Source organism: Nocardioides immobilis (assembly GCF_003515065.1).
Classification (GTDB): Bacteria; Actinomycetota; Actinomycetes; order Propionibacteriales; family Nocardioidaceae; genus Nocardioides; species Nocardioides immobilis.
This window is the reverse complement of sequence record NZ_QXGH01000004.1, coordinates 1-24,774: the sequence shown is the minus strand read 5'-3', so window position 1 is coordinate 24,774 and position 24,774 is coordinate 1. Positions and strand designations below refer to the sequence as shown.

Below are 24,774 nucleotides of genomic sequence, written 5' to 3'. Positions count from 1 at the left end.
CTGGCTCGGTGTGATCTGGCGCTGCTGGCAGAACGACACCGCCTACGACCCCGACCAACACGGCGCCCTCAGAGCACTCCTCGACGCCGCTGACGCGGCCTGACGTTGACACAGGGCTACTCATCGGGCCACAGCCTCGACCGGCTCGGCGTGCGAACGCTCGGCGTACGAGTCCGCGGCGAGCCGGGCGCCGGTCGCGCGCACCAGGTCGATCACGCCGACGATGTCGCCGACGGTCGCGAGCGGGTTGAGCAGGGTGAGCTTGAGGAACTGGCGACCGTCGACCTTGGTGGCCGCCACCATCGCCCGGCCCGACGCGTAGAGCTCCGCCCGGATCCGGGTGTTGAGCTCGGCGATCTCGGCCTCATCGAGCGCCGCACCCGGCGGCACGTACCGGAAGACCACCGTGCTGAGCTCGGGTCGCAGGGCTGCCAGCTCGATCTCGGGCTCGTCGCTCACCGCGGTCTGGACGTCCCGCGCGAGGTCGATGACCGCGTCGACGTACTCCCCGACGGCGTCGGGGCCCATCACCCGCAGGGTGAGCCAGAGCTTGAGCGCATCGAACCGGCGCGTCGTCTGCAGGCTCTTGTCGACCTGGTTGGGCGAGGCCAGGCGATCTGGGTCGCGGGGGTTGAGGTAGTCGGCGTGCCAGGTCACCGGCGCCAGGAGGGCGCGGTCGCGCACGATCAGCGCGCTCGAGGACACCGGCTGGAAGAACGTCTTGTGGTAGTCGACGGTCACCGAGTCGGCCCGGTCGATGCCGGCCAGCCGGTGCCGGTAGCGCGGGGAGACGAGCAGGCCACCGCCGTACGCCGCGTCGACATGGAGCCAGGTGTCGTACGCCACGGCGAGGTCGGCGATCTCGGGAAGGGGGTCGATCGCGCCGAAGTCGGTGGTGCCGGCGGTCGCCACGATCGCCACCGGGCGCAGGCCGAGGGCGGTGCACGCGCCCAGCGACCGGTCGAGCGCGGCCGGGTCCATCCGGTGCCGCTCGTCGGTGGGCACGCACACGACGCTGTCCTCGCCGAGCCCGAGCAGCCGCGCGGACTTCTGCACCGAGAAGTGGCTGTCGGCCGATGCGAGGATCCGGAGCCTGCCCAACGGCTCCCGCTCGAGTGCGCCGCGGGCGAGCATCAGCGCCTGGAGGTTGGACTGCGACCCGCCGCTGGTGAACACGCCGTCGGCCTTGTCGCCGAAGCCGATCCGGCCGGCGGTCCAGTCGATGAGGTGCCGTTCGACGAAGGTGCCGCCGACGCTCTGGTCGAACGTGTCCATCGAGCTGTTGACGGACGCGATGAACAGCTCGGCGAGCAGGGCCGGTACGACGACCGGGCAGTTGAGGTGCGCGGCGTACGTCGGCTCGTGGAACCACACGGCGTCCTCGAGCCACACGTGCGAGAGCTCCTCCAGCACCTTGCCGGTCTCGCCCAGCGGGGCGTCCAGGTCGACGGCCGCGACCCGGGCCGCGGCCTCCACGACGCTGGTCCCGGCTGCCGGGCCGGCGACCCGGCCGAGGGTGCGGACCAGGTGCTCGAGGCCGGCGCCGATCGTCGCCGCGTAGTGGTCCGCGTTGGCGGGATGGAAGACGTGCTGCAGCGGTGGCGGGTACACGGCGGTCGCTCCTGTCGGATTAAATAAGGCAAGCCTTACCTTAGCGGCGCGGAATGGACCGCTGTCACGACCCCGGCCACGTGCGCTCCGTCACACGGCGCCGATCGTGGGGCGACCGTTCGTCGCGTCGGACCGACCGTTCGCCGACGGCGCTTCCCCGCTCGGCGCGCGGTCCGCCCGCACCCCTGCCGGTCCCGGGGCGGCCCCTCCTAGCGTCCGGGGATGGAGGCCGGTGACGGCCGTCACACATCCCCCCTTCTGGAGGTTCCCGTGTCCCACGACGTCTCGCCACACGTACAAGCCGACCGGCACGATCCGGTCTATGACGAGCTCCATGCCTCGGCGGAGTTCGTCGAGCTGCGCCGGAGGTACCGCAGCTTCGTCTTCCCCGCGACGGTCGCGTTCCTGAGCTGGTACCTGCTCTACGTCGTCCTCTCCAACTGGGCGGGCGGCTTCATGTCCACCAAGCTGGTCGGCAACATCAACGTGGCGCTGGTCTTCGGGCTGCTGCAGTTCGCGACCACGTTCCTCATCGCCTGGGTCTACAGCCGCTACTCCACCAGCCGGCTCGACCCGCTGGCCCGGCAGCTCGACGAGCGGTTCATCGCGCTCGAGGGCAAGTCGTCGCGAGGGACCGGAGGCCACTGATGGACACCCAGGTACTCACCACCGCACTCTTCCTCGCGGTCGTCGCGCTGACGGTCGGCATCACCTTCTGGGCTAGCCGTCAGAGCAGCGGCACCGCTGACTTCTACGCCGGCGGCCGGTCGTTCTCCGGCTTCCAGAACGGTCTCGCGATCGGCGGCGACTACATGTCGGCGGCGTCGTTCCTCGGTATCTCCGGCGCGATCGCGCTGTCCGGGTACGACGGCTTCCTCTACTCGATCGGGTTCCTCGTCGCCTGGCTGGTCGCGCTGCTGCTGGTGGCGGAGATGCTGCGCAACTCCGGCCGCTACACGATGGCCGACCAGCTCGCGTACCGGATGCGGCAGACGCCGGTGCGGATGGCTGCGGCCACGTCGACCGTGGTCGTGTCGATCTTCTACCTGCTGGCCCAGATGGTCGGCGCGGGCGCACTGGTCGCCCTGCTCCTCGGCGTGGACGACCAGTTCGTCAAGAACATCGTCATCCTCGGCGTCGGCGCGCTGATGATCTTCTACGTCACCGTCGGCGGCATGAAGGGCACGACGTGGGTCCAGATCGTCAAGGCCGTGCTGCTGATGGCGGGCTCGGCGCTGATCGTCGTACTCGTGCTCGCGAAGTTCGACTTCAACCTGTCCGACCTGCTCGGCGGCGCGGCCAGCAACTCGGGCCACGGCAGCGCGTTCCTGGAGCCCGGCCTGAAGTACGGCGCCACGCTCACCAGCAAGCTCGACTTCCTGAGCCTCGGCATCGCGCTGGTCCTCGGTACGGCGGGCCTGCCGCACATCCTGATCCGCTTCTACACCGTGCCGACCTCGCGGGACGCCCGGAAGTCGGTGCTGTGGGCGATCGGCCTGATCGGCGTCTTCTACCTGTTCACCCTGGTGCTGGGCTTCGGTGCCGCGGCGCTGCTGGACACGAGCACGCTCGACAAGGCCGGCAACCTGGCCTCGCCGAAGCTGGCGGAGGCCGTCGGTGGCGGCGCCGGTTCGACCGGAGGCGCGATCCTGCTCGCACTGATCGCGGCGGTCGCCTTCGCGACCATCCTCGCGGTGGTCGCCGGGCTCACGCTGACGTCGTCGTCGTCGGTGGCGCACGACATCTACAACAGCGTGATCAAGAAGGGGCAGGCGAGCGAGAAGGACGAGATCCGGATGACCCGGATCGCCGCGGCCGTGATCGGCGGCATCGCGATCCTGCTCGCCATCCCGGCGCAGAGCCTCAACATCGCGTTCCTGGTGGCGCTGGCGTTCGCGGTCGCAGCCTCGGCCAACCTGCCGGCGATCGTCTACAACATGTTCTGGCGGCGCTTCAACACCCGCGGTGCGGTGTGGAGCATCTACGGCGGCCTGATCTCCTGCGTCACGCTGGTGTTCTTCTCGCCCGTGGTCTCGGGCAAGACGGCGATCGACGCCGAGACCGGGGAGACGGTCACCGCGGCACTGTTCCCGCTCGGGGTGGACTTCCACTGGTTCCCGTTCGAGAACCCCGGCATCGTGTCGATCCCGCTCGGGTTCTTCTTCGGCTGGCTCGGGACTGTCACGTCCAAGGAGCCGACCGCCGAGGAGCGGTTCACCGAGCTCGAGGTCCGCGCGCTCACCGGCGCGGGCGCCGAGCAGGCCGTCCAGCACTAGCCACGAGCCGAGTCGGCGGAAATCTGCAGGCGAGCGCAGCGAGCTCTGCGGATTTGCGCCGACTCGGCGAGTGGAGGCTTCGGCCGCAACCACGACGCAACCCGTGACCGCGCAGACTCGCGGTCCTAATGTGGTGCACGCCACCCACGAGATCAGGAGAGACCCGTGACGACCGACCACGAGACCCTTGCCAACCTGCTCAAGGAGGACCGTCGCTTCGAGCCGCCGGCCGACCTGGCAGCCGCCGCCAACGTGAGCGGCGACGCCTACGAGCACGCCGCCAAGGACCCGGGGGCGTTCTGGGCCGAGCAGGCCGAGCGGCTGACCTGGGCCGAGAAGTGGGACACGGTGCTCGACGACAGCAACCCGCCGTTCTTCAAGTGGTTCACCGGCGGCAAGCTCAACGCGTCGTACAACTGCGTCGACCGGCACGTCGAGGCCGGCCGGGGCGACAAGGTCGCGCTGCACTGGGTGGGTGAGCCGGAGGGCGACACGCGGGACATCACGTACGCGCAGCTCAAGGACGAGGTGTCGCAGGCAGCCAACGCGCTCACCGAGCTGGGTGTCGAGACCGGTGACCGGGTCGCGATCTACATGCCGATGATCCCCGAGGCGATCGTCGCGATGCTCGCCTGCGCGCGGATCGGCGCCCCGCACACGGTGGTCTTCGGCGGGTTCTCCGCCGACGCGCTCGCCTCGCGGATCGACGACTGCCAGGCGAAGGTGATCATCACCTCCGACGGCGGCTACCGCCGCGGCGCGCCCTCGGCGCTCAAGCCGGCCGTCGACGAGGCCCGCACCAAGACGAGCGTCGTGGAGAAGGTGCTCGTCGTCCGCCGTACCGGCCAGGACCTGGGCGAGAACGGCTGGGACGACGACGTCGACGTCTGGTGGCACGACGCCGTCGGGTCGGCCTCGACGGAGCACACCCCGGAGGCGTTCGACGCCGAGCACCCGCTCTACGTCATGTACACCTCCGGCACCACCGGGAAGCCCAAGGGCATCCTGCACACGACGGGCGGCTACCTCGTGGGCACGTCGTACACGCACCACGCGGTCTTCGACCTCAAGCCCGAGACCGACGTCTACTGGTGCACGGCCGACATCGGCTGGGTCACCGGCCACAGCTACATCGTCTACGGGCCGCTGGCCAACGGCGCGACCCAGGTGCTCTACGAGGGCACGCCGGACAGCCCGGAGCGTGGTCGCTGGTGGCAGATCATCGAGCAGTACGGCGTCACGATCTTCTACACCGCACCCACCGCGATCCGCTCGTTCATGAAGCAGGGCCGGGAGATCCCGGACCAGCGCGACATGTCGTCGCTGCGGCTGCTGGGCTCGGTCGGCGAGCCGATCAACCCCGAGGCCTACATCTGGTACCGCAACACGATCGGCGGCGACCGCACGCCCGTCGTCGACACCTGGTGGCAGACCGAGACCGGGATGATCATGATCAGCCCGCTGCCGGGCGTGACCGCCGGCAAGCCGGGCTCGGCGATGACGCCGATCCCCGGAGTGTCCGCCGACGTCGTCGACGACGACGGCAACCCGGTGCCCAACGGCTCCGGTGGCTACCTCGTGGTGACCGCGCCATGGCCGTCGATGCTGCGCACGCTGTGGGGCGACGACGACCGCTACGTCGACACCTACTGGTCGCGGTTCAAGAAGCAGGGCTACTACTTCGCCGGTGACGGCGCCAAGAAGGACTCCGACGGGGACATCTGGGTTCTCGGCCGGGTCGACGACGTCATGAACGTGTCGGGCCACCGGCTCTCCACCACCGAGATCGAGTCCGCCCTGGTCTCCCACCCGAAGGTCGCCGAGGCCGCCGTCGTCGGCGCCACCGACCCCGACACCGGCCAGGCCGTGGTCGCCTACGTCATCCTCCGCGAGAACGCGGGTGACGGTGGCGCGGACATCGTCAAGGAGCTCTCCGACCACGTCCGCAAGGAGATCGGCCCGATCGCCAAGCCGCGGCAGATCATGATCGTCCCCGAGCTGCCCAAGACCCGCTCCGGCAAGATCATGCGCCGCCTGCTGCGCGACGTCGCGGAGAAGCGCGAGGTCGGCGACGTCACCACGTTGGCCGATTCGGGGATCATGGATCTCATCTCCGCCGGGCAGGCCACCTCCACCGAGGACTGACGGCGGGCGGCGGCCGCGTGTCACAAGCGTGCGGTCCGAGCGAGCACACTGAACCTCGACCGCCTCGCCATCGTGTGAGGGGTAGGAGGTGTCATGCCGGAGAGCCTGGCCGCGGCGATGCGACAGCTGCACGACGAGCACGCTGCCGCGCTGTGGGCGTTCTGCCTGCACCTCACCGGCAACGACCGGACGCACGCGGAGGACGTCGCGCAGGAGACCCTGCTGCGTGCCTGGCGCCACGCGGCGGTGCTCGAGGAGTCCCGCGGGTCGGTCCGGTCCTGGCTCTTCACCGTGGCCCGCAACATCGTCATCGACGAGTGGCGGTCGAAGCGCACCCGCACCGAGATCCTCACCGACGACCTCGGGGAGCTGTCCAGCGTCGAGGACCGGACCGACGAGCTGTTGCTCTCGTGGGTGGTCGCGGAGGCGCTCACCCAGCTCTCGCACGAGCACCGCACCGTGCTGCTGGAGTGCTACTACCGCGGCCGCTCGGTGGCGGAGGCGTCCCGCCGGCTCGGCGTCCCCGAGGGCACCGTGAAGTCTCGCACCCACTACGCGCTGCGTGCGCTGAAGCTGTCGCTCGAGGAGCTGGGGGTGAGCCAGTGACCTGCCCGTTCGCGACGTACGACGGCGCCTATGTGCTGGGCTCGCTGTCGGCCACGGAGCGCGCCGACTACGAACGCCACCTCGGCACCTGCGAGGAGTGCTCCCGTGCGGTCCGGGAGCTGGCCGGCCTGCCCGGCCTGCTGGGCCGGGTGCCCGCCGACCTGCTGGAGCAGCCGGTCTCCGAGCCGGTCCCGGCGACGTTGCTGCCCCGCCTGATCGCGGAGGCGCGGAAGCACGACCGGCGGCGGAGCATCCGCACGGCCGTGCTCGCTGCCGCTGCCGTCGCCGTCATCGCCGGCGGCTCGGCCGCGCTGGCGGCGGGGCTCCGCGGCGGCGAGACCCCCGAACCCGACGCCGCGCCGACCGCGACGGTCACGATCGCGCCGCCGACGGTCACCACGAGCCCGGAGACCGCGCCGCGGGAGCGGATGGACGCGGTGCAGCGGAGCGGAGCGAAGGGGTGGGTGTCCCTCACCCCGGTGCGGGGCGGCACCCGCCTCGAGCTGAACTGCCGCTACGAAGGACAGCACGCCTACGCCTACGAGATCGTCGTGCGCACCGCCGACGGTCGTGAGGAGACTGCCGGCACGTTCACTGCCGAGCCCGGCAAGTGGGTGCCTTCCGTCGGCCAGGCCTCGGTACCCCCCGAGGACATCGTCGAGGTGGAGGTCGGCAGCAGCTACGGGGCGATCCTGCGGCTCACTCGCTGAACGCCGCCAGCAGCCGGTCCCGCAGGTCGGACATCGGCCACACCGGGGCATGGGCCAGGGGCAGCAGTCCGGGTGACCACTGCCAGGAGGCGATCCGCCGTACGACGTCGGGGTCCTGCGCGATGACCGTGATCGGTACGTCGCGACCGCCCGCGTGATCGGGGTCGCCGCTCACCCAGGACCACGGCTCGTGGTCGCCGAGCACGACGAGCACCCGGTCGGGGTCGGGGTAGGTCTCGAGGAAGGAGAGCAGGGTCTCCCAGGAGTACTCGATCGACTGTCCGTAGAGCGCCTGCGCCCGCTCCGGGTCCGCCTCCTGGTCGACGGGCTCGGCGTCCTCCGTCGTTCCGTCGAAGACCGAGCCGTCGCCGACCTCGTCCCATTCCACCAGGGGCGGCGGTGGGGTCCACGGGTGGTGGCTGGAGATCAGGTCGATCTCCGCGAAGACCGGCGGCCGGTCGGAGCCCGCGAGCTCCTCGCGGCGAAAGTGCTCGAGGGTGAACTGGTCGGGCACCGGGGCGTAGCCGAACCCGGGCCCGGCGTACCCGACGTTGCGCGAGTCGTAGATGTGGTCGAACCCGTAGAACTCCGCCCCTTCCGGCCAGTCCCTCGTGTTCGCGGGGACGTCGAAGACGGTGCGCCACCCGGCTCCGCCGAAGGCGCTGGTGAGGGTGAGCCGGTCGCTGTCGAGCAGCTGCCCGTAGCGTCGCTCACTGTCCACCCACAGCCCGGACTGCGCCGTGGCGTGCGCGAGCCAGCTGCCCGCGCCGAACGTCGGCGAGGTGAGGTAGGCACTGCGCGTCCGGTAGCCGGCGCCGGTGAGGCGACGGGTGCCGTCGGTCAGCACGTCCTCGATGCCCGGTGAGTACGACGAACCGCGGGTCGCGCTCCGGCCGTAGCTCTCGACGAAGACGACCAGCACGTCCTTGCCCCGCAGTCCCGTCAGCAGCTCGTCCTCGGGGACGTCAGCGAACCGGTCCGCCCGGATCTGCTCGGCGAACTCGTCCTGGTCGGCGACCCCGTCGCGCACCTGCTCGACCGTGTCGACCGCCAGCCCGGTCGCACCGGCCGCGGCCACCGGGCCGCCGCCGGCGAGCTGGACGCTCAAGGCGCTGCACACCGCCCAGGCGGTGCCGAGCGCGAGGACCCCCCGCGCCGCGCGGGGCCGGTGGTCGGCCGCGACCCGCGCCACCCGGGCGGCCGCACAGGCGAGCGCGACCAGCACCACGCCGACGAGCAGCACCGCGCCCACCGCGGTCAGCCGCGCAGCGACGTCCCCGATCGAGTCGCCGAGCACGCCGACCCCGGACCCGAAGTAGCCCCAGTCACCGAGCGGGTCGAACGGGCGGTCCAGCACCAGCGCGAAGCCGGCGTTCACCGTCCGGAGCACGACCAGGACGCCGGCGAGCACGCCGAACCCGACCGCCCCCAACAGCCGCGGCCGGGGCGGCAGAACCAGCGCCGCAGCGACGAGGACCAGGCCCTCGACCGGGATCCGCAGCACCTCGCCCGGCGCCAGCCCGTCGGTGGGATCGGGCAGCACCAGGGCGACCCAGAGTCCGACGAACGCCACCGCCGAGAGGGCCCCGGCCGGCATCGGGGGTGCGCCGGCCGGGGCCAGGGGGGGTGACGGAAGCGGCTCCAAACGCTCCCGCCACAAGGATCGGACGTCTCGGGCAAAGGACTCGGCGAGCAGCACCAGTGCGATCGCCAGCGCCACCCGGATCACGACCAGCGGGAGCAGGCCGGATGCCGCGACAGCGAGGACGATGCCTTGGAGCGCCGCTACCACCTTCGCCGAGAACCGGGGTGGCAGCGGTCGCCGTAGCCACCGAATTACCCAGGTCACCGCTACGTACACGTAACGAATTCCGCCGATCGCCAGCACCCACCACCCGACGGCGGGGGCGACGTACAGGCTGAGGACGGCGATCAGGAACGCGTCGACCTCCATGTCGAAGCGGGCCCCGAGCGGGGTCTCGGTGCCCGTCCGGCGGGCGACCTGGCCGTCCACCGCGTCGAGCAGCAGGCCGACGGTCGCGAGGGTCACGACCAGTGCGGTGTTGTCCGGCCCGACGAACGACTGGGCGGTCAGCCCGGCGACACCGCAGGCCAGCACCGCCCGGGTGAGGGTGATCCGGCCGGCCGGCCCGAGCACCGTGCGGTGGCGGGCCAGCGCACCGGCGAGCAGGATGGCGAGCGCGGCCGCGCACAGCAGCGCGACAGTCCACCCGACCGTGCCGACCTGAACCCGATCCACCGCACCTCCGTGTCTAGGGGTTACCGGGTGCTACGTGATGGGAGACCCTACGGTTCAGGGGCAGGCAGCGCCGGACGAGAGGAGACACCGACGGTGCGCGAGGCACGTGCGTTCTGGCTCGCCGAGCCGGGTCGCGGTGAGATCCGGACCGAGCCGCTCCGTGCGCCCGGTCCCGACGAGGTCCTGGTCCGCGCTCTCCGCTCGGGGATCAGCCGCGGCACGGAGACCCTGGTGTTCCGCGGCGGCGTACCGGCCGACCAGCACCAGTCGATGCGGGCGCCGTTCCAGGAGGGCGACTTCCCGGGCCCGGTGAAGTACGGCTACCTCAGCGTCGGCGTCGTCGAGGAGGGCCCGCCCGAGCTGCAGGGACGCCGGGTGTTCTGCCTCTACCCGCACCAGACTGCGTACGTCGTACCAGCCTCCGCCGTGGTGCCGGTGCCGCCGTACGTCCCGACCGCGCGGGCGGTGCTGGCGGGCACGGTCGAGACCGCGGTCAACGCGATGTGGGACGCAGCGCCCCTGGTCGGCGACCGGGTCGCGGTCGTGGGCGCGGGCATGGTCGGCTGCTCGATCGCGCTGCTGCTCCGCCGGATGCCCGGCGTGCGGGTGAGCCTGGTCGACATCAACCCGGCACGGCAGCAGGTCGCCGACGGGCTCGTGGGAGGACTGTTCGCTCCGGAGGACGCCCCCGGGGACTGCGACCTGGTCGTGCATGCATCAGCCACGTCGGCCGGCCTGCAGCGGTCGCTCGAGCTGCTGGCGCCGGAGGGCACCGTGCTCGACGTCAGCTGGTACGGCGACCGGCCGGTCACGGTGCCGCTCGGCGGCGCTTTCCACTCCCGGCGGCTCACGATCCGCGCCAGCCAGGTGGGCGTGGTGGCGCCGGCGCGCCGCGGACGTCGTACGACGACCGACCGGCTGCGGCTCGCGCTGGAGCTCCTCGAGGAGCCCGACTTCGACGCGCTGCTGACGGGTACCTCGCCGCTGGCCGACCTGCCCGCCGTACTCGCCCGGCTGGCCGCCGGCGACCGGACCACGCTCTGCCACTCCATCGACTACGAGGAGACCATGTGACCCCCCAGTTCCGGGTGACCGTCCGCGACCACATGATGGTGGCCCACAGCCTCCGCGGGGAGGTGTTCGGACCCGCGCAGCGGCTGCACGGCGCGACCTTCGTGGTCGACGCGACGTTCGTCGCCGCCGACCTCGACGAGTCGGGGATCGTGGTCGACATCGGGCGCGCGAGCGAGCAACTGAAGGCGGTGCTCGCGGACCTCACCTACCGCAACCTCGACGATGTGGAGAGCCTCGCCGGCGTCAACACCTCGACCGAGGTCCTGGCGCGGCTGGTGGCCGACCGGCTCGCGGACGCCGCGCACCAGGGCCTGCTCGGCCGACCCGCCGACGAGCTCTCGGGCATCGAGGTGACCCTGCGGGAGTCGCACATCGCATGGGCGAGCTACCAGCGACCGCTATGAGCGAAGCGCCCGTCGAGATCAACATCGTCGTCCCCGCGGGGATCGACGACCCAGCGCGTCCCAGCGGCGGCAACCGCTACGACCGTCGGGTGATCGACGAGCTCACCGCCCTCGGGCGGGTCGTGCACGAGCACCGGGTCGCCGACCTTGACCGGGTCCTGTCTCTGCTGTCGGAACTGCCGGACGGTGCGATCGTGGTCGTGGACGGCCTGCTCGTCTGCGTCGCCCCCGACGGCGACCTGCATGACGTCATGCAAGGCAACCCACCCGTCACCCTGCATGACGTCAAGCGAGACAACCCACCCGTCACCCTGCATGACGTCAAGCAGGACGCAGTGGTGGCGGCGTGCGAGCGGCTGCGGGTCGTCGTACTCCTGCACATGCCGTTCGCGGATGCCCACCCCGAGGAGTCGGTACGGCGCGGCGAGCGGGCCGTGCTCTCCGCCGCAGCCGGCGTCGTCACCACGAGCGAGTGGGCACGGAACTGGGTGGTCCGGCAGCACGGCGTGGCGGCGGAGCGGGTGCAGGCGGTGCCACCGGGCGTGGACGACCCCGTCGGTCGAGGAGGTCGCTCTGCGACCGTCGCGAGACCAGAGACTGCCGGGCAGCTGCTCTGCCTCGGCGCGGTGACGTCAGCGAAGGGGCACGACACCCTGTTCACCGCGCTGGCCGAGATCGCGGACCTCGACTGGCAGTGCACGGTGGCCGGCGCGCTCGACCTGGAGCCGGACTACGTCGCCGGCCTGCAGGAGATCGCGCTCCGGTCCGGGATCGCCGACCGGGTGGTCTTCGCCGGCCCGCTCACCGGCGACCGGCTCGAGGTCGCGTTCGACGACGCCGACCTGCTCGTGTCGGCCTCGCGCCGGGAGTCCTACGGGATGGCCGTGACGGAGGCGCTCGCGCACGGGATCCCGGCCGTGATCACGGACGTGGGCGGGCACGGGGAGGCCCTGGGCCGGCTCGACGACGGCACCCTCGCCGGCGTACTCCTGCCGCCCGACGACCCGGACCTCCTGGCAGGCGCCCTGCGCCGGTGGCTCGAGGACCCTGCCGAGCGGGAGCGGCTCCGGTCGACGGCAGACCGGCGGCGGACCGCGCTCGGCTCCTGGGCCGACACCGCCCGCGGGCTCGCCGACGCCATCGACGCGGCAGCGCTGAACCGCACGGACGCCCGACCCGTATCCCCTGACACCACCTACGCACACCGATGAACGGATCGACGATCGCCACGAGGACGAACCGCTGGGTCTGGGTGCGGTTCCTGCTCGGGACCGCGATCCTCGTGGTGCTCGGGTTCCGGCTCGGCGCCGAGCCGTTCGTCGAGGGCGTCCGCCGTGCGGACCTGACCGCGCTCCTGGTGGCGCTCGTGGTCACGGCGGGCACCACCTGGTGCTGCGCCTGGCGATGGAGCCTGCTGTCCCGGCAGCTCGACATCGCGGTGCCGGCGGGGACGGCGTACCGCCGCTACTACCGGTCGCAGCTGCTCAACGCCACGCTCCCCGGTGGGGTCCTCGGCGACCTGCACCGCGGCATCGACCACGGCCGCTCGGCGGGAGCGCTCGGCCGCGGCCTCCGGTCGGTGCTGTGGGACCGCGCGTCCGGCCAGGCGGTCCAGGCATCCCTCGCGATCCTCGCCCTCGTCCTGCTGCCGACCGCCGTCCGGTCGGGCGTCGGGTGGCTGCTGCTCGCCCTCGGCGGCGTCGTCATCGCGCTGACGGCCGCGCTGCCCGCACGAGTACGACGCGCGACCGTCACCGAGCTGCGCACGCTCCGGCCGGTCCTGCCGCAGGTCGTGCTCGCCTCGGCCCTGGCGGCGGGCGGTCACGTCGTGGTGTTCGTGGTCGCGGCCCGGTCGGTCGGCGTCACCGCGCCGCTCGCCGAGCTGGCCGCCCTCGCCCTGGTGGTGCTGCTGGCGTCCGCGCTGCCGCTGTCCGTCGCGGGGTGGGGCCCGCGGGAGGGCGCGGCCGCGTGGCTCTTCGCCGGCGCCGGCATCGGCGCGGAGACCGGCCTCAGCGTCGCCGTCGCGTTCGGCGTCGTGTCGCTCGTCGCTACCCTCCCCGGTGTGCTGATGCTGGCCGACCGGACGCCCGCCGCGATTCCGGCTCCCGATCCCCAGGACGAGGTCCTCAGTGGCTGACCGTCCCTACACCCTGCTCAGCTGCAGCATGTCGCTCGACGGCTACCTCGGCGGCGCGAGCGAGCAGCGGCTGATGCTCTCCAACGAGGCCGACTTCGACCGCGTCGACGAGGTGCGCGCCAGCTGCGACGCGATCCTGGTGGGGGCGACCACGGTCCGCAAGGACAACCCGCGGCTGCTCGTGCGCGACGCCCCGCGCCGCCGGGCCCGCACCGCGGCCGGCCTGCCGGCGTCGCCGGCGAAGGTGACCGTCACCGCCCGCGGCGACCTCGACCCGCACTGCAACTTCTTCACCGCCGGCGACAGCGAGAAGCTCGTCTACTGCAGCACCGAGACGGTCGCGTCCCTCCGCCGCCGGCTGGGACCGCTGGCGACCGTCGTCGACGCCGGGCACTCGCCGCGCCGGATGCGCCGCGTCGGCGAGGACCTGCACGCCCGCGGCATCCGCCGGCTGATGGTCGAGGGCGGCGGCACGGTGCACACCCAGTTCCTGACCGACGGGCTGGCCGACGAGCTGCAGCTGGTGGTCGCGCCGTTCTTCGTCGGCGACTCCCGGGCCCGCCGGTTCGTGGACGACGGCCGGTACCCGTGGTGCCCCGACCACCGCGCCCGGCTCGTCGAGACCCGCGCGATCGGCGACGTCGTACTGCTGCGCTACGCGCTCTCCGACCGGTTCGAGTCCGCCTGATCCGTCGCGTCGGGTCCCGACGCGAGCAGGAGTACGACAACGCCGACCAAGGCCGCGACGACGGACGCCCCGAGCGTCCCGACCTTCGCTGCCTCGGTGAGCGCGGGCGAGTCCGGGAAGGACAGCCCGGCGATGAACAGCGACACCGTGAACCCGATGCCGGCGACGGCCCCGACTCCGGCGATCTGGCCCCAGCTGGTGCGCGCGGGCAGCCGGGCCACGCCGGTGCGGACCGCGATCACGCAGGCGAGCAGGATGCCCACCGGCTTGCCGATCACCAGGCCCGCGGCGATGCCCAGCCCCACGGCCGTGGTCGTCGCGTTCGCGAACACCGCGCCGCCGAGGTCGACGCCCGCGTTGGCGAGGGCGAAGACCGGCAGCACGAGGTACGCCGACAGCGGGTGCAGGTGGTGCTGGAGCCGCTCGACCACGGGCACCGACTCGGCGACGAGGAACTGCAGCCGGTGCACCTCGTCCGGGTCGAGCTCGCGGTCGGCGAGAGCATGCTGGGCGTAGTCCCGCGCAACGTCCGGCTTCAGCAGGGCGGACGCCGGGGTCAGCAGGCCGAGCGCCACCCCGGCGAGGGTGGCGTGCACGCCGGACTCGAAGAGTGCGTACCAGACACCGACGCCGACGACGACGTACGCCGGGATCAACCAGATCCGCAGCAGCCGCATACCGACGATGACCAACAGCAGGCCGAGCGCGGCCGCGAGCCAGACCAGGTCCAGGTCGGCGGTGTAGAAGACCGCGATCACCACGATCGCGCCGATGTCGTCGACGATCGCGAGGGTGAGCAGGAAGAGCCGTGCGGAGGATGGGATCCGGCGGCCCAGCACCCCCAGCACGCCGACGGCGAACGCGATGTCGGTCGCCATCGGGATCCCCCAGCCGGCGCCGGCGTCACCGCCACCGGCAACCGCCACGTAGAGAAGCGCAGGCGCGACCATGCCGCCGACCGCGGCCACGATCGGCAGCGCGGCCGTCCGCGGATCGCGAAGGTCGCCGCTGACCAGCTCGTACTTGATCTCGAGTCCGACGACGAAGAAGAAGATGACCATCAGCGCGTCGTTGACCCAGTGCTGGAGGCTCCCGTCGAGATGGAAGGACCCGACCTCGAGACTCAGATGGGTGTGCCAGAAGTCGCCGTACGACTCCGACCAGGGCGAGTTCGCCCACACCAGCGCGGCCGCCGCTGCCAGGAGCAGCAGGACCGACCCGGCCGACTCGACCCGGAGGAACTCGCGGAGCGGCCGCGCGACGTACCTGGCCAGCGGCCGGTCGCTTGACGACAGCACCGGCCCCGCTCGCCAGAGGTCGGCCGGGCGTCGCGGTGGAGTGGACGGTGAGTCGTTCACGGCGGCGGAACCTCGCATCGCTCGGTGTCGGGGGTCGTTCGGCTGGTGCCGACCAGACTTCCCGGCTCACCTGACTGAGATCCTAGTGGCCGCGACAGGCGGCTTCGGTAGGGTCGGTCGCATGGCCGTCGAACAGCTCCGCGAAGAGCCCACGATCGGGCGCCTGGTCAAGGACGCCCAGACCGAGTTCTCCACGCTCGTGCGCAAGGAGATCCAGCTCGCCAAGTCAGAGCTGAAGGTCAGCGTGACCGCCGGAGGCCTCGGCACCGTGCTGCTGCTCTCCGCCGTGTTCTTCCTGGTGCTCTTCATCATCATCTTGTCGGTGGCGGCCGGCTACTTCATCAACTGGAACGGCGATGGCCTCGCCCTGCACTGGGCGTTCCTCATCGTCTCCGGCTTCTGGCTCCTGGTGGCGGCGCTGTGCATCCTCCTCGGGATCAAGAAGCTCAAGCAGGTCAAGGCGCCCGAGAAGGCGATCGAGCAGGGCCGCGAGATCCCGCGCGCGCTCAAGGGCAAGTCCTGACCCAGGCAGTGTTGCGGGTCCGAGGGGGTCACGATGGCGCGGCAACCGGCGGTCGCCGGACGAGCGGAGCAGCTGCTCGGCTCCTCGGTGATCTCGACCGCGCCGGTGGCCGGCGGTGACGTCTCCAGCGCGGTGAAGCTGCGGCTGTCCAACGGCCGCACCGCGTTCCTCAAGACGCTCACCCAGGCCCCGCCCTCGTTCTTCGAGCGGGAGGCCGCCGGGCTGCGCTGGCTGGCCGAGGTCGACGACGGCGTCGCGACCCCCGAGGTGCTCGGCGTCGACGCCGACTGCCTGATCCTCGCCTGGGTCGAGACCACCCGCCCCGGACAGGAGGCAGCGGCAGCCTTCGGGCGCGCTCTGGCCCGCACCCACCTCACGGGCGCGCCGTCGTACGGCTTCGACACCGACGGCTACATCGGACGACTGCCTCTCAACAACCAGCCGCTGCCGACCTGGGCGGAGTTCTACGTCGAGCGCCGGATCACGCCGTACCTCCGGGTCGCCCGCGACAAGGGCCTGGTCGCCCCCGCCGACGCCGACCTCATCGAGCGTGCCGCCGCGCGGGTCGGCGAGATCGTGCCCGACGAACGGCCCTCGCGGCTGCACGGCGACCTCTGGAACGGCAACGTGCTGTGGGGCCAGGAGGACCGGGTCGTCGCGATCGACCCCGCGGCGTACGGCGGACACCGCGAGATCGACCTCGCCATGCTGACCCTCTTCGGCCTGCCCCAGCTCCCCCACGTGATGGCGGCGTACGACGAGGTCGCCCCGCTCGGCGACGACTGGCAGGACCGGCTCGGGATCCACCAGCTCTTCCCACTGATCGTCCACGCCTGTCTCTTCGGCGGTGGCTACGGCGCTCGCGCCGCCAAGATCGCCGCGCGCTACCTGTAGGGGCGATCCGGCCGGTTCACCGGCCGCCGAGCAATTACTACACAACCGTAGGTTCACGGGCTAGGGTCGCCAGGTCCTGCAGGACCTTCCTTGCAGCCTGGAGCCACGTGGAGCACCGCATGAAGCGACGTCTCGTCTGCGCAGCGAGCGCAACCGCCCTGATCGGCGCGACCATGGTGGCGGTGTCAGCCCCCGCGGGTGCCGACCCGTCGGCCCCTGCGGTTGCCCCGCTCTACCGGGAGTACGTCGCGATGGGCGACTCGTACACGGCGTCCACGGGCTACTCCTCGCTGCCCACGACCGAGTACGTGCCGGTGGGCTGCGCGCAGGCCCGGACGGACTACCCGCACCAGGTCGCAGCCCTGCTCGCGGTGGAGACCTTCATCGACGCATCGTGCGGCGGAGCCACGATCGACGACCTCACCAGCCCCCAGAACACAGCCGCCGGCGTCAATCCGCCCCAGCTCGTCCGGCTCACCCCGACCACCGACCTGGTGACGATCGGCATCGGCGGCAACGACATCGGCATGGTTCAGATCGGCATCGACTGTGCCATCGCCGGGGTGACGCTCACCTCCTGCAAGACCAAGTACACCCGCGGCGGCGTCGACCAGGTGTCGGTCAGGATCGCCGCCACACTGAACGAGCTCGAGACCGCCGTCGACGCCGTCCACGCCCGCTCGCCGCACGCGCGCGTCGTCCTGGTCAACTACCTGGAGACGGTGCCGGACAGCGGGCAGAGCTGCTATCCGCTCGTCCCGATCAACCCACGGGACATGGCGTGGTTCGCCGCCAAGTTCAAGGAGATGAACGCGATGCTCGCGACAGCGGCCGAGCGCACCAGCGCCGAGCTCGTGGACACCTACACCCCGACGATCGGCCACAACGTCTGCGCGGCTCCCACGCAACGCTACGTGGAGACGCTCGGCGTCCTCACCCTCAACCCGATCGGCAGCATCTCCGCACCGCTCCACCCCAACCGGGCCGGCGCCAACGCGCAGTCGCGCATCATCCACGCCTGGCTCGCTCGAGGCTGAGACCGGGCGGCTCCTACCCGCGGTCGGTGCCGAGTCGGCTCATCTCGACACGTCGCCAGTGCCGAGTCGGCTCATCTCGACACGTCGCCAGTGCCGAGTCGGCTCATCTCAGAACGCGCCGACTCGGCGACGTACCGGACCCGAAACGCGCCGACTCGGCGACGTACCGGACCCGAAACGCGCCGACTCAGCGACGTACCGGGCGGGCGCTGACGCGCCTCTCAGCCATCGCTCAGCCGGATTGGGCATCATGGGGGCGTGTCCACCCGCCCCCCGCACCTCCCGCGCGTCCTTGTCGTCGACGACGATCGCGCGGTGCGTGAGTCGCTGCGGCGGTCCCTGGAGTTCAACGGGTACGACGTGCACCTGGCCGGTGACGGGGCCGAGGCGCTCGCCGGCATCGGCGCGGTGGCGCCCGACGTGGTCGTGATGGACGTGATGATGCCGCGGCTCGACGGCCTGGACGCGACGCGGGCGCTGCGCGCGGCGGGCAACGACGTACCGATCCTGGTGCTGACCGCCCGCGACGCGGTCGGCGACCGGGTGGAGGGTCTCGACGCGGGGGCGGACGACTACCTGACCAAGCCGTTCGCGCTGCAGGAGCTGCTCGCCCGGCTGCGGGCGCTGCTGCGCCGGGTCGTGCCCCACGAGGACGGCGACGAGGAGGAGGTGCTCACCTTCTCCGACCTCACCATGAACGTCACCACCCGCGAGGTCACCCGCGGCGAGCGGGCGATCGAGCTGACCCGCACCGAGTTCACGCTGCTCGAGATGTTCCTGCGGCGGCCGCGGCGGGTGCTCGAGCGCAGCTTCATCCTCGAGGAGGTGTGGGGCTACGACTTCCCCACGACCGCGAACTCGCTCGAGGTCTACGTCGGCTACCTCCGCCGCAAGACCGAGTCGGGCGAGGAGACGCGGCTGATCCACACCGTGCGCGGCGTGGGTTATGTGCTGAAGGAGTCATGAGCACGTTCTGGGCCGGGACCGGCCTCGCGGTCGGCCCGGGTCCGGACGGCCGGTGGCACTACCGGCGGTCGCTCGCCAGCCGGGTGATCCTGCTGACCACGATGACGGTGGGCCTGGTGGTCGCGTTCGTCGCGGTCGTCGCCTACGCGACCACCCGGGTCCAGATGCAGCAGAGCCTCGACGACTCGCTGATGGAGCGGGCCCACAAGGCGGCGCAGTCCGACGTGCTCCTCAGGAGCCTCGACCAGAACGTGCCGTCGTGGGCGTTCGGCGCGGCCGACGTACGGATCGCGTTCCTGCCCGCCGAGGGCGAGGGCCGGGTGCTCGACGACGGGCCGAACATCGTCCTGGGCCAGCCGGAGCGCGAGGTCGCCCAGGGCGAGCGCGAGTCGAGCATCCGCACCATCCGGATCGAGGGCGAGCGCTACCGCGTCGTCACGGTGCCGACCCGCCAACCCGGCATCGCGCTGGTGATCGCACAGCCGCTCGAGGACCAGGACCGGATCCTGTCCCGGTTGGGCTGGGTGACCGTCGCGTTCGGCGGGCTCGGCGTCCTGGCCGCCGGCTTCGCGGGTTGGCTGGTCGCCAGCAGCGGCCTGCGTCCGGTCCGCCGGCTGACCCTCGCCGTGGAGCGGATCGCGCGCACCGAGGACCTCACCAGGCTGCCGGTCGAGGGCGACGACGAGGTGGCACGGCTCGCCACCGCGTTCAACATGATGCTGACCGCGCTCGACGCCTCCCGGGTGCGACAGCGGCAGCTGGTCGCCGACGCCAGCCACGAGCTGCGCACCCCGCTGACCTCGCTGCGGACCAACATCGACCTGCTCACCATGTCCGGCGGCGACGCGGCGTCCCTGCCGGCCGACGCGCGGGCCGAGCTGATGGAGGACATCCGCGCCCAGATCGAGGAGCTGACCACGCTCATCGGCGACCTGACCGAGCTCGCCCGCGACGAGCCGGTGCCGCCGACCGTCGAGCCGGTCGACCTCGCGGACGTCGTCGACCACGCCGTCCAACGGGTACGGCGCCGCGCCCCCGACGTGACCTTCGAGGTGTTCACGCGCCCCTGGTGGGTCGTGGGCGAGGCGCCCGCCCTCGAGCGTGCGGTGACCAACCTGCTCGACAACGCCGCGAAGTGGAGCCCCGAGGGCGGGTTGGTGACCGTCCGGCTCAGCGACGGCGTACTGACCGTCGACGACCAGGGCCCGGGCATCCCCGAGGACGAGCGTGCCCGCATCTTCGATAGGTTCTGGCGGTCCGCCGACTCCCGGACGCTTCCGGGTTCCGGCCTCGGGCTCGCCATCGTCCGCCAGGTCGCCGAGCGGCACGCCGGGTCGGTGCAGGCGACGGAGAATGTCGGTGGAGGGGCACGGGTCGTGCTCAAGCTGCCGGGAACGGAGAAGGTGGATGCGTAGGTCGGTCGCAGCGGGCGCCGCCGTACTGCTCCTTGCGCTCGCCGGGTGCGGCGACGGGGAAGAGGTCGGCGAGAAGCCCGACCTCCCCGACGAGACGCCGGCGCTGTGGAACCCCTGCGACGTCCTCGACGACCGGTTCGTCGAGAAGACCTTCGGCACCGTCGCCGAGGAGGACAACGGCGAGCCGACGCTCCCCGAGTGCCGGTTCGCCCCGGACGAGGGGACGGGGCAGCCGGTCGTCACCGCCAACTACTCGCTGTTCTCGGGCACCCTCGACGAGGCCTGGGACAAGATGGGCCAGCCCGAGAAGGCCGACGTGCGCGAGCCGAAGATCCCCGGGGCCGAGTCCTCGAAGGTGGTCGTCGCCGTCGTGAAGAAGCAGCTCTACGTCGACGGCTTCGTCCAGAACGGCGAGCTGATCCAGCAGGTCGCGGTCGTCGCCCCGGCGCCGTACGACGAGGACCGGATCGTCGCCGGCGTGGAGAAGACCCTCACCCGGCTCGCCACGCACGCGGCGGAGTCGGGCCTCGAGGGCACGGACTGAGCAAACTCCGCTGACGCCGGTTGACGCGTCACCCGCTTGTGTCCGACGAGTGCTCGGGACAAGGTGGGGAGCGTGGACACCATCGAGCGGATCGTCATCATCGGAGGCGGCCTCGCCGCCGCCAACGCCGCCGAGACCCTGCGGCAGGAGGGCTTCACCGGCACCCTGACGGTGGTCGGCAAGGAGCCACACCTGCCCTACGAGCGGCCGCCGCTCTCCAAGGGCTACCTGATGGGCAAGAAGACCGCCGACGACCTGCCGCCTCACGACGCCGCCTGGTACGACGAGCACGACGTGGCAGTGCTGAGCGGCACCGAGGCGACCGCGATCGACCCTGCCGCCCGCACGGTGAGCGTCGACTCCGGCGACACCCTGGAGTACGACGCCCTCCTGCTCGCCACGGGCGCCGAGCCCCGCGTGCCTGACCTGCCGGGAGCGGCTGCCGCGTCGTACCTGCGGACCAAGGAGGACTCCGACCACCTCAGGGAGGCGCTCGCGGCGGGCGGGAAGGCGGTCCTGGTCGGCGGCGGCTGGATCGGGCTCGAGCTCGCCGCCGCCGCGCGTCAGGCGGGAATGGACGTGACGGTGCTCGAGATGGCCCCGTTGCCGCTCGGAGGCGTGCTCGGCGAGACGGTGGCGCGCTACCTGGTCGAGCTCCACACCCACAACGGCGTCGACATCCGCACCGGGGTCACCGTCGAGTCGATCGAGACGGCGGACGGCCGGGCGACCGGCGTGGTCACGGCCGACGGCACGCTGCCCGCGGACCTCGTCGTCGTCGCGGTCGGCGCCGCCCCGGTCACGGGGCTCGCCGAGGCCGCCGGCCTCACGATCGCCGGCCGCGAGGCCGGTGGCGGGGTCGCCGTCGACGAGCACCTGCGCACCTCCGATCCCCACATCTGGGCGGCCGGTGACGTCGCCAACGCCGCTCACACCCGGCTCGGGCCGCTGCGCGTCGAGCACTGGGACAACGCCATCCGCCAGGGCAAGGCGGTCGCCCGGTCGATGCTCGGCCAGGACGTCGCCTACGACTGGCAGCCGTACTTCTACACCGACCAGTTCGACTTCGGGATGGAGTACGTCGGCCGCGGCTCGGCCGACGACGACGTCGAGATCCGCGGCTCGCTGGAGTCCGGCGAGTTCATCGCCTACTGGCTGGCCGGCGACACGGTGACTGCCGGCATGAACGTCAACATCTGGGACGTCAACGACCAGCTGCGCGAGCTGATCGGCTCCGAGGTGGACCGGGCGGACCTCACCGACCTGCGTTAGGGGCGGTCCTGGTCGAGGGCACGGAGCAGGCGCTCGGCCTTCCACCGGGTCTCGGCGTACTCGTCGGCCACCTCGGAGTCGACCGTGATCCCGCCGCCGGTGCCGATCAGGTAGCCGTCGCCCGCGGACAGCAGCGAGCGGATCACCACACCGAGGTCGGCCCGGCCGTCGCCGGAGACCCAGCCGAACGCGCCGGCGTACGCACCCCTCGGGGTCGCCTCCACCGCGTCGATGATCTCCATGGTCCGCAGCTTCGGCGCGCCGGTCATCGACCCGGCGGGGAACAGCGCGCGGAGGGCGCCGACCGTCGACACGTCGTCGCGCAGGCGTCCGCGCACGGTCGACACCAGCTGGTGCACCGACGCGTACGACTCGACCTCCATCAGCACCGGGACCTCCACGCTGCCGACCTTGCACACCTGGGACAGGTCGTTGCGGAGCAGGTCGACGATCATCAGGTTCTCGGCCCGGTACTTCGGGTCCGTCGCCAGTCGCTCACGCGCGGCCTGGTCCTCGACGGCAGTCTCACCGCGGGCCGTCGTCCCCTTGATCGGCTTGGTCTCCAGCGTCCGGTCCCCCGTCACCAGCGCGTAGCGCTCCGGTGACGAGCTGAGCAGCCAGCCCGACGCCTCCGGCCGGCCCGGCACGCTGTGCTGCAGGAAGCCGGCGTAGGGAGCGGGATTGAGGCTGCGCAGCTTGAGGTACGCCGTCGCGGGGTCGGTGTCGCTCGCGATCCGCAGCCGATGGGTGAGGTTGACCTCGTAGGAGTTGCCCGCACGGAGGTGCTCCTGGACGGCCGCGAACGCGGCTTCGTAGTCCGCAGGGGGTGAAGTTGACGGGGAATCCTGGCGCTTGTCGGGCGTTGCAACGGCCGACATGTGCAGGAATCCCCGGTCGACCGGGGATTCCTGCAAGGCGCCGCCCGGGTGCTCGAACATCCGCACGTGCGAGGGCCGCATCCAGATCGCGTCGGGCAGGTCGGGGTCCGGGCGGGCGGAGAGGTCGGGCCGAGCGGCGTAGCCGAAGTAGCCGAACCACTGGTCGGTGGGCGAGCCCGCGTCCAGCTCCGCCTCGAGTACGACGAACGGGTCGTCGCCGACCACGACACTGGCCCCGCCCGCGTGGCGGGTGACCTCCCTCCGCTCGGCCGAGTAGGTCAGCGAGACGTCGTCGTCGTCGAGCCAGCCGATGATCGAGCGCTGGCGGGACCACTGGCGCGCGCCGCCGCCGTCGAGCCAGACGCAGCGCGGATGCCCGGCCGCGACCTCGGTGAACGCCGCAGCGGCGTCGCCACGGGTGCTCACTGGACTACCTTCCTCGCGTCGGCGGTCCTGGACGGGCCGCTGATGCACCCCAGGTGCCGTCGGGTCACTGCCCTGCTCGCTCGACCCCTTGAGGTCCACGATGAGTTCTGCAGGGCCCGGCGGACACCCGGGACGCCGTGATCGTCGACAGGGCTGTGCGCCAAGGCCGACCGCGTGGATGGCTGGGAGCGCCGATCAGTGAGCTGACAGACAGATGCGTCCCGGCACCGAAAAGCGGGTGCCTCCCCACTGGGTCTAGCAGCGAGGAGGCTGACGTGAAGTCTGCCAGCACCACCCCGAACAACAAACTGCCCGACCAGCCCGTCAACCGTGTCACCGCCGGTGTGGACTGGGCCAGCGAGGACCACGCGGTCAGCATCGTCGACGACCGCGGCCGCGAAGTCGCCCGCAAGAGCGTCGAGCACACCGCGGCTGGTCTGCGCGCACTGGTGAAGTTCCTGGTCAATCACGGTGTCGGCGAGGTCGCCATCGAACGTGGCGACGGACCTGTCGTCGATGCCCTGCTCGACGCCGACCTGACCGTGGTCGTGATCAGCCCGAACCGGCTCAAGAACCTCCGCAGCCGCTACGGGTCGGCCGGCAACAAGGACGACCGGTTCGACGCCTACGTCCTGGCCGACACCCTGCGCACCGACCGGACCCAGCTGCGGCCGCTGACCCACGACAGTGAGGCCACCAAGACACTGCGCGCCACCGTTCGCGCCCGCCGCGAGCTGGTCAAGCACCGCGTCGCGTTGTGCAACCAGCTCCGTGCGCACCTGCAGGCCGCGTTCCCCGGCGCCGTGGGTCTCTTCAAGGACCTCGACTCCCAGATCAGTCTGCGGTTCCTGGCCCGCTTCGACTCCCAGGAGCGCGCGGACTGGCTCAGCGTGAAGCGCCTGGCAGCGTGGTTGAGCAGCGTCGGCTACTGCGGCCGCAAGGACCCCGCCGACCTGTTCGCTCACCTGCAGACCGCGCCCCGCGGACCGGTCGGACCCGACGGCGCCGCCCGCGCCCACGTCACCCGCGCCATGCTCAACGTTCTGAACGAGCTCGTTGAGCAGATCGCGACCCTGGAAGCTCAGATCGCCGAACAGCTCGAGCTGCACGCCGACGCCCACATCTTCCAGTCCCTGCCCCGCGGCGGCACCGTGCGCGCCGCCCGCCTGCTGGCCGAGATCGGTGATGTCCGAGGCCGATTCCCCGATGCAGCGTCCCTGGCCTGCTTGGCCGGCGTCGCGCCTTCGACCAAACAGTCCGGGAAGCACAAGGCCGTCACCTACCGATGGGCAGTCAACAAGGAACTCCGTGATGCGGTCTGCGACTTCGCCGGCGACTCCCGCCGAGCCAACCCCTGGGCCGCGAAGATCTACAACGACGCCACCGCTCGCGGCAAGGACCATCCCCACGCCACCCGCATCCTGGCCCGAGCCTGGCTCGGTGTGATCTGGCGCTGCTGGCAGAACGACACCGCCTACGACCCCGACCAACACGGCGCCCTCAGAGCACTCCTCGACGCCGCTGACGCGGCCTGACGTTGACACAGGGCT

The 24,774-nt window shown here is 71.6% G+C and carries 22 protein-coding genes; 18 read left to right on the top strand and 4 right to left on the bottom strand.

Features of this window, described 5'->3' with window-relative positions; all coding sequences use genetic code 11:
* Window positions 1–120: 120 nt before the first annotated feature.
* Entirely contained in the window at window positions 121–1,611 is a 1,491-nt protein-coding gene (locus D0Z08_RS00695; protein ID WP_118921676.1) for a pyridoxal phosphate-dependent decarboxylase family protein, read from the bottom strand.
* A 270-nt stretch (window positions 1,612–1,881) separates the two neighbouring features.
* Here D0Z08_RS00695 and D0Z08_RS00690 point away from each other — a divergent pair, with 270 nt between their 5' ends.
* From D0Z08_RS00690 to D0Z08_RS00670, 5 genes are all read left to right on the top strand, one after another.
* Window positions 1,882–2,259, top strand: coding sequence for a DUF485 domain-containing protein (locus tag D0Z08_RS00690; RefSeq protein ID WP_245993451.1), 378 nt, complete (start codon window positions 1,882–1,884; stop codon window positions 2,257–2,259).
* Window positions 2,259–3,887, top strand: coding sequence for a solute symporter family protein (locus D0Z08_RS00685; protein ID WP_118921672.1), 1,629 nt, complete (start codon window positions 2,259–2,261; stop codon window positions 3,885–3,887). The genes D0Z08_RS00690 and D0Z08_RS00685 overlap by 1 nt, the downstream gene beginning before the upstream one ends.
* A gap of 165 nt (window positions 3,888–4,052) precedes the next feature.
* Window positions 4,053–6,032: an acetate--CoA ligase gene (gene acs, locus D0Z08_RS00680; RefSeq protein ID WP_118921670.1), complete on the top strand. Its 1,980-nt coding sequence runs from the start codon at window positions 4,053–4,055 to the stop codon at window positions 6,030–6,032.
* 93 nt (window positions 6,033–6,125) lie between these two features.
* Entirely contained in the window at window positions 6,126–6,638 is a 513-nt protein-coding gene (locus D0Z08_RS00675; RefSeq protein ID WP_118921668.1) for a sigma-70 family RNA polymerase sigma factor, read from the top strand.
* Entirely contained in the window at window positions 6,635–7,348 is a 714-nt protein-coding gene (locus tag D0Z08_RS00670) for an anti-sigma factor family protein (protein WP_118921666.1), read from the top strand. The genes D0Z08_RS00675 and D0Z08_RS00670 overlap by 4 nt, the downstream gene beginning before the upstream one ends.
* Here the strand turns inward: D0Z08_RS00670 and D0Z08_RS00665 are convergent.
* Window positions 7,338–9,608, bottom strand: a complete 2,271-nt coding sequence (locus D0Z08_RS00665; RefSeq protein WP_118921664.1) for a CDP-alcohol phosphatidyltransferase family protein — start codon at window positions 9,606–9,608, stop codon at window positions 7,338–7,340. The two genes, D0Z08_RS00670 and D0Z08_RS00665, sit on opposite strands and share 11 nt — an antisense overlap.
* Before the next feature lie 93 nt (window positions 9,609–9,701).
* Between D0Z08_RS00665 and D0Z08_RS00660 the strand changes: the two genes are divergently transcribed.
* Genes D0Z08_RS00660 through D0Z08_RS00640 form a run of 5 tightly spaced genes read left to right on the top strand, consistent with a single transcriptional unit; the run spans window position 9,702 to window position 13,911 of the window.
* Window positions 9,702–10,682 carry a zinc-dependent alcohol dehydrogenase gene (locus D0Z08_RS00660; protein ID WP_118921662.1) on the top strand — a complete coding sequence of 327 codons (981 nt, stop codon included), beginning with the start codon at window positions 9,702–9,704 and terminating at the stop codon, window positions 10,680–10,682.
* Window positions 10,679–11,086 carry a 6-pyruvoyl trahydropterin synthase family protein gene (locus D0Z08_RS00655; protein WP_245993449.1) on the top strand — a complete coding sequence of 136 codons (408 nt, stop codon included), beginning with the start codon at window positions 10,679–10,681 and terminating at the stop codon, window positions 11,084–11,086. The genes D0Z08_RS00660 and D0Z08_RS00655 overlap by 4 nt, the downstream gene beginning before the upstream one ends.
* Window positions 11,083–12,297 (top strand): glycosyltransferase family 4 protein, encoded by a 1,215-nt coding sequence (locus tag D0Z08_RS00650; RefSeq protein ID WP_182481079.1) that lies wholly within the window; start codon window positions 11,083–11,085, stop codon window positions 12,295–12,297. Before D0Z08_RS00655 ends, D0Z08_RS00650 begins: the two co-directional genes overlap by 4 nt.
* The gene (locus tag D0Z08_RS00645) at window positions 12,294–13,223 is read left to right on the top strand and encodes a lysylphosphatidylglycerol synthase transmembrane domain-containing protein (protein ID WP_118921658.1); all 930 of its coding nucleotides are present in this window, start codon (window positions 12,294–12,296) and stop codon (window positions 13,221–13,223) included. The genes D0Z08_RS00650 and D0Z08_RS00645 overlap by 4 nt, the downstream gene beginning before the upstream one ends.
* On the top strand, window positions 13,216–13,911 hold the full coding sequence (locus D0Z08_RS00640; protein WP_118921656.1) for a RibD family protein: 696 nt from the start codon (window positions 13,216–13,218) through the stop codon (window positions 13,909–13,911). Before D0Z08_RS00645 ends, D0Z08_RS00640 begins: the two co-directional genes overlap by 8 nt.
* Here D0Z08_RS00640 and nhaA read toward each other — a convergent pair.
* A complete protein-coding gene (gene nhaA / locus D0Z08_RS00635; protein ID WP_220453951.1) occupies window positions 13,878–15,269 on the bottom strand; it encodes a Na+/H+ antiporter NhaA in 1,392 nt (463 codons plus the stop codon). The genes D0Z08_RS00640 and nhaA overlap by 34 nt on opposite strands.
* 121 nt (window positions 15,270–15,390) lie before the next feature.
* On the opposite strand from nhaA, the gene D0Z08_RS00630 reads away from it, so the two are divergent.
* The 7 genes from D0Z08_RS00630 to D0Z08_RS00600 all read left to right on the top strand — a co-directional run bounded on the left by D0Z08_RS00630 (window position 15,391) and on the right by D0Z08_RS00600 (window position 21,920).
* The gene (locus D0Z08_RS00630; RefSeq protein ID WP_118921678.1) at window positions 15,391–15,792 is read left to right on the top strand and encodes a phage holin family protein; all 402 of its coding nucleotides are present in this window, start codon (window positions 15,391–15,393) and stop codon (window positions 15,790–15,792) included.
* 33 nt (window positions 15,793–15,825) lie between these two features.
* Window positions 15,826–16,686, top strand: coding sequence for a fructosamine kinase family protein (locus D0Z08_RS00625; RefSeq protein WP_118921653.1), 861 nt, complete (start codon window positions 15,826–15,828; stop codon window positions 16,684–16,686).
* 119 nt (window positions 16,687–16,805) lie between these two features.
* Window positions 16,806–17,723, top strand: coding sequence for an SGNH/GDSL hydrolase family protein (locus tag D0Z08_RS00620; RefSeq protein ID WP_118921651.1), 918 nt, complete (start codon window positions 16,806–16,808; stop codon window positions 17,721–17,723).
* Between the two features lie 258 nt (window positions 17,724–17,981).
* A complete protein-coding gene (locus D0Z08_RS00615; protein ID WP_118921649.1) occupies window positions 17,982–18,689 on the top strand; it encodes a response regulator transcription factor in 708 nt (235 codons plus the stop codon).
* Entirely contained in the window at window positions 18,686–20,104 is a 1,419-nt protein-coding gene (locus D0Z08_RS00610) for a sensor histidine kinase (RefSeq protein WP_118921647.1), read from the top strand. The genes D0Z08_RS00615 and D0Z08_RS00610 overlap by 4 nt, the downstream gene beginning before the upstream one ends.
* A complete protein-coding gene (locus tag D0Z08_RS00605) occupies window positions 20,097–20,648 on the top strand; it encodes a hypothetical protein (RefSeq protein WP_118921645.1) in 552 nt (183 codons plus the stop codon). The genes D0Z08_RS00610 and D0Z08_RS00605 overlap by 8 nt, the downstream gene beginning before the upstream one ends.
* A 72-nt stretch (window positions 20,649–20,720) precedes the next feature.
* Window positions 20,721–21,920 carry an NAD(P)/FAD-dependent oxidoreductase gene (locus tag D0Z08_RS00600; RefSeq protein ID WP_118921643.1) on the top strand — a complete coding sequence of 400 codons (1,200 nt, stop codon included), beginning with the start codon at window positions 20,721–20,723 and terminating at the stop codon, window positions 21,918–21,920.
* On the opposite strand, the gene D0Z08_RS00595 is transcribed toward D0Z08_RS00600, so the two are convergent.
* Window positions 21,917–23,224: an anthranilate synthase component I family protein gene (locus D0Z08_RS00595; RefSeq protein ID WP_118921641.1), complete on the bottom strand. Its 1,308-nt coding sequence runs from the start codon at window positions 23,222–23,224 to the stop codon at window positions 21,917–21,919. The genes D0Z08_RS00600 and D0Z08_RS00595 overlap by 4 nt on opposite strands.
* 275 nt (window positions 23,225–23,499) lie before the next feature.
* Here D0Z08_RS00595 and D0Z08_RS00590 point away from each other — a divergent pair, with 275 nt between their 5' ends.
* Window positions 23,500–24,759, top strand: coding sequence for an IS110 family RNA-guided transposase (locus D0Z08_RS00590; RefSeq protein WP_118921639.1), 1,260 nt, complete (start codon window positions 23,500–23,502; stop codon window positions 24,757–24,759).
* The last annotated feature ends 15 nt before the right edge of the window (window positions 24,760–24,774 follow it).